Origin of the sequence: Ruegeria denitrificans (assembly GCF_001458295.1) — a bacterium.
Classification (GTDB): Bacteria; Pseudomonadota; Alphaproteobacteria; order Rhodobacterales; family Rhodobacteraceae; genus Ruegeria; species Ruegeria denitrificans.
In genome coordinates this window covers 141,122-147,535 of sequence record NZ_CYUD01000011.1, presented here as the reverse complement: position 1 = coordinate 147,535, position 6,414 = coordinate 141,122, and the positions used below count along the sequence as shown (strand labels likewise).

General features: G+C 57.4%; 7 protein-coding genes and 1 pseudogene. 5 read left to right on the top strand and 3 right to left on the bottom strand.

Going from position 1 to position 6,414, the window contains the following annotated elements:
• Both RUE5091_RS23615 and RUE5091_RS17065 read left to right on the top strand, forming a co-directional pair.
• Positions 1 to 104 (top strand): annotated as a pseudogene (locus RUE5091_RS23615) (putrescine ABC transporter permease PotI); the annotation flags it as partial.
• Complete coding sequence (locus RUE5091_RS17065) at positions 101 to 1,402, top strand: NAD(P)/FAD-dependent oxidoreductase (RefSeq protein WP_058283144.1); 1,302 nt, start codon at positions 101 to 103, stop codon at positions 1,400 to 1,402. The pseudogene RUE5091_RS23615 and the gene RUE5091_RS17065, both read left to right, overlap by 4 nt.
• Here RUE5091_RS17065 and RUE5091_RS17060 read toward each other — a convergent pair.
• From RUE5091_RS17060 to RUE5091_RS17050, 3 genes are all read right to left on the bottom strand, one after another.
• Entirely contained in the window at positions 1,397 to 2,233 is an 837-nt protein-coding gene (locus tag RUE5091_RS17060; RefSeq protein ID WP_243470810.1) for a phosphotransferase family protein, read from the bottom strand. The genes RUE5091_RS17065 and RUE5091_RS17060 overlap by 6 nt on opposite strands.
• Before the next feature lie 88 nt (positions 2,234 to 2,321).
• On the bottom strand, positions 2,322 to 2,987 hold the full coding sequence (locus tag RUE5091_RS17055) for a flagellar hook capping FlgD N-terminal domain-containing protein (RefSeq protein ID WP_058283142.1): 666 nt from the start codon (positions 2,985 to 2,987) through the stop codon (positions 2,322 to 2,324).
• A 2-nt stretch (positions 2,988 to 2,989) separates the two neighbouring features.
• Positions 2,990 to 4,219 (bottom strand): flagellar hook-length control protein FliK, encoded by a 1,230-nt coding sequence (locus RUE5091_RS17050; protein ID WP_058283141.1) that lies wholly within the window; start codon positions 4,217 to 4,219, stop codon positions 2,990 to 2,992.
• A gap of 111 nt (positions 4,220 to 4,330) precedes the next feature.
• On the opposite strand from RUE5091_RS17050, the gene RUE5091_RS17045 reads away from it, so the two are divergent.
• The 3 genes from RUE5091_RS17045 (at position 4,331) to RUE5091_RS17035 (ending at position 6,411) form a co-directional block, all read left to right on the top strand.
• Positions 4,331 to 4,612, top strand: a complete 282-nt coding sequence (locus tag RUE5091_RS17045; protein ID WP_058283140.1) for a rod-binding protein — start codon at positions 4,331 to 4,333, stop codon at positions 4,610 to 4,612.
• Positions 4,596 to 4,955 carry a flagellar biosynthesis protein FlgN gene (locus RUE5091_RS17040; RefSeq protein ID WP_058283139.1) on the top strand — a complete coding sequence of 120 codons (360 nt, stop codon included), beginning with the start codon at positions 4,596 to 4,598 and terminating at the stop codon, positions 4,953 to 4,955. Before RUE5091_RS17045 ends, RUE5091_RS17040 begins: the two co-directional genes overlap by 17 nt.
• 208 nt (positions 4,956 to 5,163) lie before the next feature.
• Positions 5,164 to 6,411, top strand: coding sequence for a flagellin N-terminal helical domain-containing protein (locus RUE5091_RS17035; RefSeq protein ID WP_058283138.1), 1,248 nt, complete (start codon positions 5,164 to 5,166; stop codon positions 6,409 to 6,411).
• The last annotated feature ends 3 nt before the right edge of the window (positions 6,412 to 6,414 follow it).

Sequence of the window (6,414 nt, the reverse complement as noted above, 5' to 3'; positions counted from 1 at the left end):
TGATCGCGATCGTCACGGTCGGTGTCATCACCGCGTCGCTGGTCACAAAACGGGCGATGATGCGGCAAAAGCAGGATGAAATGGCTGCTGCGCGAACAGAATGAAGCGGCTGTTTCCGGAATACACTTACGGACCTGGCCCTCGGACTAATTGTTGGTGGGACGAGACGATCGCCAGCCCTGACTGGCCGGTCCTGCACGGTAACCAGAAGGTTGACGTCGTCATTGTCGGTGGCGGGTTCACCGGGTTGTCAGCCGCATTGCACTTGGCCGGGTCTGGCGCCTCGGTTGCGGTGCTTGAGGCCGGAACACCCGGTTGGGGCGCTTCGGGACGTAACGGTGGGTTTTGCTGTCTGGGGGGCTCAAAGCTGAGCCAAAGCGCTATGGTCCGCCAGTTCGGAGAGGCCGCCGCGCGCAGCTATGATCAAGCCGAAGTGGACGCGGTTCAGCTTGTCGCTGGTCTGCTGAAAACCCACGCAATCGATGCGGATGTGCATTCACAGGGCGAAACCCAACTGGCCCATACGCCCCGTGCGATGGAAAAGCTGCGCAAGCGGGCCGAGGCAGCGGGCACCTTGCACACCTTTGACGATCTACCCAGGCTTGGATTTGGTGGCAGGTTTTACGGGGGGTACACGAACCCAGTTGGATTCGCACTGAACCCTAGAAAATATCTGTTCGGGTTGGCCCGTGCGGCCCAAACGCTGGGTGCGACACTGTTTCAGAACAGTACGGTTCAAACGATCCGGAAATCGCAATCTGGCTTTGACGTGCAAACTGGTTCAGGCCGGATCAAAGCCGCGAATGTGCTGATCTGTACGAATGGATACTCCAGCGAAGATGTGCCGCCTTGGCTGGCAGGCCGGTATATGCCTGTCCAATCCACAGTTTTGGTCACGCGCCCAATGCCCGAGGCTGACTTGCAAGCTCAGGGCTGGACCTCTGAACAGATGTCGTATGATACCCGCCATCTACTGCATTATTTCCGCCTGATGCCCGACCGGCGGTTTCTGTTCGGAATGCGCGGCGGGTTACGTGCGTCCCCTCAGACCGAGGCGGCCATTCGTCGGAAAGTTATGAATGACTTCAAACACATGTTCCCTGAATGGGCAGGGGTTGATATCACCCATATGTGGTCGGGTATGGTCTGCCTCTCGCGACGGTTGACGCCTTATGTAGGCCCCGTGACGGATCAGCCGGGGATGTTCGCCGGGTTTGCCTATCATGGCAACGGGGTGGCGATGGGCACCTATTGTGGACGAGCACTGGCGCGGATGGTTCTGAGGCAAGAGAGCGGGTTGCCCGATCCAATTACGCGTATCCCTGCGCGGTTTCCTTTGGGCCGTTGGCGACGCGCGTTGATGCCGCCGGCTTATGCCATGATGGCCCTGTTGGATTTATAACAGCGTCGCGCGTTCCTGTTCCAATCCTGAGGCATAGTCTGGCGCACCGTTTTCAACTCGCCAAAGGCAATAGGCCGCCATCCGCCACGCATACCAACTGCGCAGCGATTTGTACCGGGCCACGATGTCAACATGGTCGTAGGCGGATAGAAACTGATCCTCCTCGGCAGATGTCAAAGCCGACCCTCGATACAGGTGCTGCATAGCGGGTGACAGAAACAGCGCAAGGTCTTCGCAAGGATCCCCTTGCGCCGGGCATTGCCAGTCGATCAAGGTCAGTCCCGAAGGCGCGACCAGAATGTTCCCGGCAACCGGGTCGCCATGTATCAGGCAGGTGTGTTGGGTTGGCGGCACCAGATCGGCCGGTTTTAGCAGGTCCAATTGAAGCCGCATGACCGAGGTGCACCCGTCAAGAATGCTCTGCCCGTGTCGGTCCAGATCCGCGCTCCCGTTGCACCCACGAGGCGCTTGTATAGGCAGATCAAGCGCATGTAGCCTTCTTAGCAATATGCCCACCTGAGCGGGGTCCTTTTGCCAAGGCGAACCCGGCGCGTGATCGTAAAACACCCACCGACCGTTATGATGCTGACCCGTCGTGCGCAGGCGGGGGACAAACCCGGTTGGTTCCAATGCGGTCAAGCACTGGGCCTCTAACTCGGCATCATTGCGAAACAGCGGATTACGTAGGCCTGACCGATATAGTTTCAGAACCTTGCCGCCATTCCCATCCAAAACCTTCCAGACCTGATTGGTCCGTCCGCCATACAAGGTCTGAAACTCCGCATCCATAGCAATCAGGCCCTGGCAGCGAAGGTCTTCAACAAGATCCAATGGAGGGCACGTTGGGGCAGGCAGTGGGTTCACCGATACAAAAAGCGAGTCGCAGGTTGCACTGGTTTGGCCTGTCCCGCCCAGCAGATCAAGTTCCGGCTCGCACCCCGGTCACCATCCCCACCGGAACCACCTGGCCGCTTTCCAGTGTCAGCAAGACAGCGTCTTCCCCCACCTGCGCCTCAACCACCTGATTGTAGGTCGAGACCGGTTGGGCCGACAGCAACTCTTCCCCGTCATAACTTTCCAAAGTGGCCGAGTAGCTGCCAGTGGGCAGCGGACTGCCATCGTTTGCTGTTCCGGCCCATGCAAATTCGGTCTGGGTTACCTGTACGGAAATCCTCTCGATTTCGGCACCTTTGCGATCGCGAATCACCATCACCGCGCTATCTGCCGCTGCCGGTGCCAGTGCGGACAACGTCACGGGTTCGCCATCAAAGTGGAATGCTGCGGTGGTCTGAACATCCATGCCGACCCAACTGGCAAGCTCTTCTAGCTTAATACCACCCAGCGACAGTGCCAGTTCGGACAGCAGGTCATTGCTCTGAACCTGTTGTTCGACCATCGAAAACTGTGCCAGTTGCGAGGCGTATTCGCTTGAATCCATCGGCTCTAACGGGTCCTGATTTTGCGCCTGGGTTGTCATCAGCAACAGGAACGTGTCGAAATCCGACGCGATCGATGTTGTTTGTGACTGGGATGCCGATTGCGTTTGTGTATTGGCCTGAGCCGTCAATTGCGTCGGGGTAATCATGGTCAAAGCCTCATGTCGATCCGGCCGTCGGGGCCTAACTTGGAAATGGTGGCGCGCGACTCGGTGACGGGTTCGGGCCGCGTGTCCGCAAACCGCGTGCCTTCGTCAGTATCAGGATCGTGGTGTTGTTCGTCTGCGGATGTTCCCAAGTCAAAGGACAGATCGCCGAGCCCAAAGTTTTGGAATTCGGTTTCCAGCACCGAGAGGTGACGGCGCATCATGTCCAACGTTTCCGGGCGCTCGGCCGTGATTGTCATGTGCAGGCCATCCTCGCGGCCATTCAAGACTATTGAAACGCGGCCCAATTCTTCTGGGTTAAGTGCGACCTCGATCGTGCCGGGCTGCCCGCGGGCCGAAACAACGGTTGCCATTTGACTTGCGACCGCGCGCGCCGTTTCAGCACGGGCTGTCGCCGTCATAGCCTGCACCGTGGATGCCGATTCACGGGCCGAAGACACAGCAGGGATATCTCGGGTGGTTTGAATCTCTTCAATTTCGGGAATCACTTGGGTTTCGATCTGCGTGTTAATCTGGTCCGCGGCCAGAACCTGTAATTGTGCAAGAGTCGGCGCACGATCTGGTGTCACAGGTTGCGATTGCACCACTGGCGGCGTTGCTGGACCATTCGGTACATCCCGCTCTGGCCGGAAAAATGGTGAAAGATCGGGCATGTCCTTCGGACGTGCATCCGGTGTCGCTAACCCCACAGGAAAACTCATCGGTCTGGTGGCGGCATCGGGTGTATTTCTTGGCGGAACAGTTCCGAAAACCATGGCTTGAACGGCCGGTGATACCGTGCGCTGCGCTGGACCTTCGGGAAGACGCAATGCGTCGGTTGGCACAGTAGCCGGGGTTGCCTCGGAAACCGAAGGAGTGTCGGAGTTAACCGCCGGCGGTAAAACGAGAGGTTTATCAACCAGCGCCTTGGTGACCGGAATTTGTATGACTTCCGGCGCTTGCGCGCTCAATTCGGCTGGCGGCTGATCTTTGGGCGCGATGTGGGCATCGGCTATTTCATCGTCTGGAACGATGTCCTCCAGTTCTGGCGCTGCGTCTGATTCCGGAATCAAAAGATCAGTCAGATCGGGGTGGCCAGATTGCAGGTCAGCCTCCTGATTCATGACCATTTGAAAGGACGCGGCGCCCTGAGACGTGCGGGTATTCTGTGGTGTTGTGTCAGGTTTCGCGGCAGCGCCCGGCGAAGACATCAGTGCTGAAAGAGGATTGGGCATTTTGCTCCGACTCCGATTGTGTGAACGGAAATCTGCCCGCAGGAAGTTACGTTTATTTTAACCGCTTTCTCCTTTGATCATGAAAGTTCGATGTAAATTCCGGAGAAAGCGATGAAAGTTTTCACGACCCTTCCCGCCGCGCCGCCTGCTACTACGGCCGAAAAATTGCAGGCCGCTGCAGTCGAGTTAGAGGCCGCGTTTCTTGCTGAAATGCTCAAGTCATCAGGTTTGGGTAAGGCAAGCGAGTCTTTTGGCGGCGGCTCGGGCGAAGATCAGTTTTCGTCCTTCCTTGTGCAGCATCAGGCGCGTGCGCTGGCCGAGTCTGGCGGCGTTGGCCTGTCGGAGATTTTGTTCCAGTCGATGATGGAGAAAACCAATGCCGACCAAACCTGAAGCCGACCTGATTAAATCCCTTGAGGAAGTGCTGGATATTGAGCGTACCGCTCTGGTCGACGGTGATCTGGACCGCCTCAACCATATGGCCCCGGAAAAGGAAAAGCTGATCGGCGCGATCAATGAGCTGCAGGTCTTTGACAGTGCCGAATTGATTCGCTTGCAGCAAAAGGTCGAGCGGAACCAGGCGCTGCTGAACAGTGCCGCCGAAGGTATTCGCGCCGTTGCCAGCCGTATGGCCGAATTGCGGCGCGTTCGGCAGGAATTCAGCACTTACGGGGCGGACGGGCAGCTCAGCGGATACCCCGTACGCCGCAACGCGAAACTGGAAAAACGGGCATAGCTGCAGGTTTGATTCAAATCCGAATTTTCTGACCGAGGGGGGTTAGCACTCCGTTAGGGGATCAGGGGCAAAGGTGGCCGGGCATCTGAGAAACAGGTGGCGCGAACAGCCCGACGGTGGATCGCACTGATCAGAACGACGTCAAAGCCCGCATGTGATGCGGGGTAAGCAAGGGCGTAAAGGGCCCGAACGGAAAAGGAAGAAAGCTATGTCCAGCATTCTGACAAACAATGGCGCAATGGTAGCGCTGCAAACCCTGAAATCGGTCAACAAGAACCTGGAAATGACCCAGAACGCGATCTCGACCGGTAAGGACGTCGCGACCGCCAAGGACAACTCGGCCGTCTGGGCGATCTCTAAGGTTATGGAGTCGGACGTTCAGGGTTTCAACGCGATCAAAGACAGCCTGGCGCTGGGGGAATCGACTGTTGCAGTGGCGCGGAACGCATCGGAAACCGTGACTGATCTGCTGACCCAGATGAAAGAGAAGATCGTCGCCGCACAGGAAGACAATGTTGACCGCGGCAAGATCAACGATGACGTGACCGCACTGCGGGATCAGATCGCGTCGGTGGTTGGGGCAGCCCAGTTCAACGGGCTAAACCTTGTAGACGGCTCGGCAGGTACGGCTTCGATTCTGTCTTCACTGGATCGGGACAGCTCCGGTGCCGTGAATTCATCGTCGATTTCGGTCGCAAGTCAGGACCTGTCCATTGGCGGTTACACTGCCAAAGGCGTACTTGCAGGTTCGGGAGGCGCGACCACCGACAATGATGTTGCCGGCTTTACTATGGATAAAGCTGGCGGGTCAGGTGACATAGTGATCGACAGCTCGACCGATAACTTTGAAGTCGGTGATAGTGTCTCGATCCGAGTCGGTGATCAGGATGTATCGTACACAATTCAAGCCAGCGATCTGGATCCGTCCGGAACCTATGACGATGCTTATACTGATGCTTTTGTTGCTGTTGGTCTCAAGAACCAGGTTGATGCGCTTGGCATTACAGGTGTTGCAGTCGACTATGATTCGGGTTCGCCGAACACACTGTCCTTTACCACAGGTACCGCGACTGCCGGTGCGGATGCGGATCAGGACATTACCGTGACAGCTCAATTCACCAATGCAGGCTCCGGTGGGCTTGGAGCACTCAGCTCGATTGACGTTTCGACCGATGCTGGTGCGGCAGCGGCGCTGGGCACCATCGAAACCCTGATCGACACGTCGATTGATGCGGCGGCTGCCTTTGGTTCTGCGCAGGGTCGTATCGAAACCCAGCAGGATTTTGTTTCCAAACTGACCGACTCGTTCAAGTCCGGCATTGGTTCGATGGTGGACGCCGATATGGAAGAGACCTCGGCCCGTCTGCAGGCCCTGCAGGTTCAGCAGCAGCTGGCCACCCAGTCGCTGTCGATCGCCAATCAGGCGCCGCAGTCGATCCTGTCGCTGTTCCGTTAATCC